Origin of the sequence: Rhodococcus sp. CX, from assembly GCF_015865005.1 — a bacterium.
In the GTDB taxonomy this organism is placed as follows: domain Bacteria; phylum Actinomycetota; class Actinomycetes; order Mycobacteriales; family Mycobacteriaceae; genus Rhodococcus.
In genome coordinates, this window is record NZ_JADZGH010000176.1 from 10,311 (window position 1) to 14,585 (window position 4,275).

Annotated in this window: 3 protein-coding genes and 1 pseudogene; 3 read left to right on the forward strand and 1 reads right to left on the reverse strand. The window is 68.9% G+C overall.

Annotation, left to right across the window (positions count from 1 at the left end):
* A pseudogene (locus I0Q12_RS18490) lies at positions 1–419 on the reverse strand (serine/threonine protein kinase); the annotation flags it as partial.
* 138 nt (positions 420–557) lie between these two features.
* Between I0Q12_RS18490 and I0Q12_RS18495 the strand changes: the two are divergent.
* From I0Q12_RS18495 to I0Q12_RS18505, 3 genes are all read left to right on the forward strand, one after another.
* Complete coding sequence (locus I0Q12_RS18495) at positions 558–1,718, forward strand: site-specific integrase (RefSeq protein ID WP_374068724.1); 1,161 nt, start codon at positions 558–560, stop codon at positions 1,716–1,718.
* A gap of 4 nt (positions 1,719–1,722) precedes the next feature.
* A complete protein-coding gene (locus tag I0Q12_RS18500; protein WP_197253354.1) occupies positions 1,723–2,724 on the forward strand; it encodes a hypothetical protein in 1,002 nt (333 codons plus the stop codon).
* A gap of 228 nt (positions 2,725–2,952) precedes the next feature.
* On the forward strand, positions 2,953–4,275 hold a 1,323-nt coding region (locus I0Q12_RS18505), incomplete at its 3' end, for a Mu transposase C-terminal domain-containing protein (protein ID WP_197253355.1).

Here is a 4,275-nt window from a genome sequence, read left to right on the forward strand (position 1 = left end):
TGCGCGAACTCGTCGAAGGTGAACGGCAGTTCGACCTGGTCACCGCCCGGGGGGAGCGCAAGAACGCGACTGTTGTTGCTGTCGGTGACATAGACGGTTCCATCGGCAGCGACATCGACCCCGGAGGGATGGTTCAGTCCGTCGAACCCCAAGGTGGTCTGGTTGCCGTCGGGGTCGAGGACGACGACCCGGTCGTTGCCCTGATCGGCAACGTAGATGCTGCTCTCGTCGGTGACCTTCACCCCGCACGGCATCGACAGGCCCTGCAGCGGCACGACGGTCTGTTCACCGGTGGCGCTGAGTTTGATGACGTTGTGGCTGCCCTGATCGGTGACGTAGGTGTTCCGCTCTCGGTCCACGTCGATCCCGAGCGGATTGCGCAGGTTGCTGAACGGAAGCTGGACTTGGTGGTAGGTCACGGAACATCCCCTTGCTCTGCGTGTGGTGCGGCCATCCCCGACCAGATGATCATGACAACAGGCACCGACACCCTCGGCGGATGCGGCACTCGATCCATCCCCGATCTGTGTCGGCGCACCTCGGTAGCGTCGCTGCTCGTGGACAGCGAGCACATCCCCGCCGGTGAGGTCGTGGAGACATCCAGGGCCGGTTCTTCCCTCGACCTGCCCGATCTTGCGCCGCAGATCCTCGAACGGATCGGCGCCTCGGTGGCCTCGGCCCGCTCCGCCGGGACCCGCCGCACCTACGCCTCGGCGTGGCGGAAGTTCACCACTTGGTGCCGAAGCGAAGGACATCAGGTGTTGCCGGCGCATCCGGTGACCGTCGCCGCCTATCTGGTGGCCGCCGCCGACACCCTCACCCCGGACGGCACGCGTGCCTACGCGCCAGCCACGTTGGCGCATCACCTCGCGGCGATCGCGCATCACCGCGAGGCGGGACAGGCCAGTCCCACCGGCGATGACCTGGTGCGCCGGACAATGTCCGGGATCCGCCGGGACTACGCCACCGCCGGGGACCGGCCCCGCAGCCCGCGGGCACCGCTGCTGACCGCCGATGTCCTCACCATCGTCGAGCGGGCACGGGCGAGCTGTGCAGGCTGGGCCGATGAAGTCCTCGAACGCCGCGACACCGCGATCGTGCTGCTCGGCTTCGCCGGGGCGTTCCGCCGCAGCGAACTCGTCGGCCTGACCTGCGGGGACATCTCACTACACCGGCTCGACGGGCTGCACATCCGCCTGCGCAAATCCAAGACCGATCAGGAGGGCCGCGGCACCATCCGCGCCCTGCCGTTCACCCATGGTCATCTCAGTTGTCCGCCGTGTGCGTGGATGCGGTGGGCGCAAATCGTCGCCGCCTACGACAGCGGTGGGCGTCCCGCGGTGATCCGGTTGCTGCGCACCGCCGAACCCTTCGAATCCCATGTGTGCCGGGGGCCGCGTCCGCGTACCGCCTCCGATGCGCCGTTGCTGCGGTCGATCCGCAAAAACGGCAATCTCTCCGAGACCGCCTTGTCGGGGGCGGCGGTGCACAAGGCGATCCGCCGCCGCGCCGAGCAGGCCGGCTACGACCCCGAGCTCGTGCAACAGCTCGGTGGGCATTCGCTGCGGGCCGGGTTCGTTACCCAAGCGTTCCGCAACGGGGCGTCCGCGCACGCGATCATGCGCCAGACCGGGCATACCACTCCGGCGATGCTCGAGGTCTACGCCCGCGAGAACGCCCCGTTGATCGGCAACGCGGTCACGAATTTGGGGTTGTAGCACCGTGACCACCACACCCCCTCTGACCGGCCACTCGATATCGCTGGCGGGGCTGCGGATCCCGGAGCGGTATCGGCACGACTGGGCACTGTTCGCCGACTGGTGCGCCGCTGCCGACCAGCGGCCGATCCCCGCCGCCCCGCAGACGTTGGCTGTGTTCGTGCGCGAGCATCCCGCGGCGATCGCGACGCAGCGGCGCCGGCTGTCGGCAATCAATGCTGTCCACACCGATCACGGCTACCCACCGCCCGGGCGCACCGAGACGGTGCGCCGCCACCTCGACACCACCCGCGGCCGGCGATCCGATCGACTCGCACCGATCCTGCTGCGCACCGCCGCCGCGTTGCCGACCGAGGGCTGGCCCAGTGGACTGTTCGGCCGCCGCGATGCGCTGCTGCTCGTGCTCGCCGCCACCGGCCTGAGCTTTGCCGACATCGCCCGGCTGCGCCGCCGCGACATCCGCATCGACGACGGGGCCCTCGAGGTCACCACCCGGGCAGGGGAACGCATACGCCTCACCCCCGCACCCGATGCTGAGGACCATCTTGGGGTGGCGATCTACCGGCGGTGGGCGCACATCCAGGCGTTTCTCGACGAGAATCCCGGCACGCATCTGCTGCGCCATCACCTCACCGACCCGGTCGACATTCTCGCCAATCCGCTCACCGCCGAGCAGGGACGCCAACCGCTGGTGTGTCCGATCGACCGCTGGGGACACCTGCCCCACGGACAGTCGATGTCCGCCCAGTCGATCTCGGCGCTGGTACGCGCTCACCTATCCGGCCGCGCCCCCAACCGCCCCACCCTGCCGGTGGTCCCGCCGGACACCGACGAGGCAGGGATCGAACCCGAGGTGGTTCTCGACCCGGACTACTACGAACGCGGGATCGCTGCTCGCCGCCGCGATCATCAGGACCTTGGGGATCTCGCCGATACCTTCGACGAGATCGAACAGCGCGCCGATGCCCTGTTCGACGACCTGCTCTCCGTGCTGGAAGGCCTGTAGCCGTAGCTGCACGAGGGTGCTCGCCGAAGCAATGTGCACAAGTAATGCAAGCAATACCGGTATTACTGACTGCACCTGGCCTGAATTGTGCAGACGCCCGCACCCCGAGAGCCCGGCTTTGGTCCCGGTAGGACTTGGCGGGTGCTGTCGCCGAATGGGGGCGGGGCGTAGCGTCGATCCCAGGTGCCCGACGAGTCATCAATCGGGTGGGTGCCTAGAGGATCGATGATGGCCGCGGTGGAGTTGACCCCGGCGCAACGCACCGAGGCGATGCGCCGCTACCGGATGCTCGAACCGCACCTGACCGGCGGTGTCCCCCTGGCGCGGGTGGCCCGTGAGGCCGGCATCGGGGAACGCACCGCCCGCCGCTGGCTCGCGCACTACCAGGCCCACGGCCTGTCCGGACTCGCCCGCACACCTCGCCAGACCGGCCGCACCACCCGCCCCGAACTGGTCCAGTTGATCGAGGGGCTGGCCCTGACCCGCCCACCGCCGAGCATCGCCGCGATCCACCGGCGGGTATCCACCGTCGCCGACCACCAGAAGTGGCCCGTCACGTCCTACAGCACCGTCTACGCCATCGTCCGCGGCCTCGACCCCGAGCTGCTCACCCTCGCCCACGACGGCACCGCGGGGTGGCGGGACCGCTACGAGCTGGTCTACCGGCGCACCGCCGACGCCCCGAACCGGATGTGGCAGATCGACCACACCCTGCTCGATGTGCTGGTCCTCGACCCGGCCGGCACCGCGGTGCGGCCCTGGCTGACGGTGGTTCTCGACGATCACTCCCGCGCCGTGCCCGGCTACAGCATCACTCTCGGCGCGCCGTCCACCTTGGGCACCTCCCTGGCGTTGCGGCAGGCGATTTGGACCAAAGCCGACCCGAGTTGGCCGATGTGCGGCATCCCCGAAATCCTCTACGCCGATCACGGCAGCGACTTCATCAGCGACCACCTGCGCCAGGTCGCCGCCGACCTGAAGATCACCCTCATCCACTCGACCGTCGCCCGACCCCAGGGCCGCGGCAAGATCGAACGCTTCTTCGGCACCCTCACCAGTGAACTGCTGCCCGAACTCCCCGGTCACCTCGACCACGGCCGACCGGTCACCACCCCGGCCTTGTCGGTGACCGACCTCGACCACCGGATGCGCGGCTTCATCATCGAGCAGTACCACCAGCGACCCCACCGCGAGACCGGCGAAAGCCCACACCGGCGCTGGCTCGCCGACGGCTGGCTGCCACAGCTGCCCGAGAACATCGAAGCGCTGGATCTGCTGCTCGTCCAGGTCGCCACCGGGCGGATCGTGCACCGCGACGGGATCCACTTCCAGGGCCTGCGCTATCTCGACCCGGTCCTGGCCGCGTACGTGCGTGAACCGGTCACCATCCGCTACGACCCCCGCGACATCACCGCCATCCGGGTCTTCCACCACGATCGCTATCTGTGCACTGCGATCAGCCCCGAACACAGCGGCCGGACGATCTCCCTCAAAGACATCGACACCGCCCGCCGCGCCCACCGCCGCCGACTGCGCAGCCAGATCCACGAA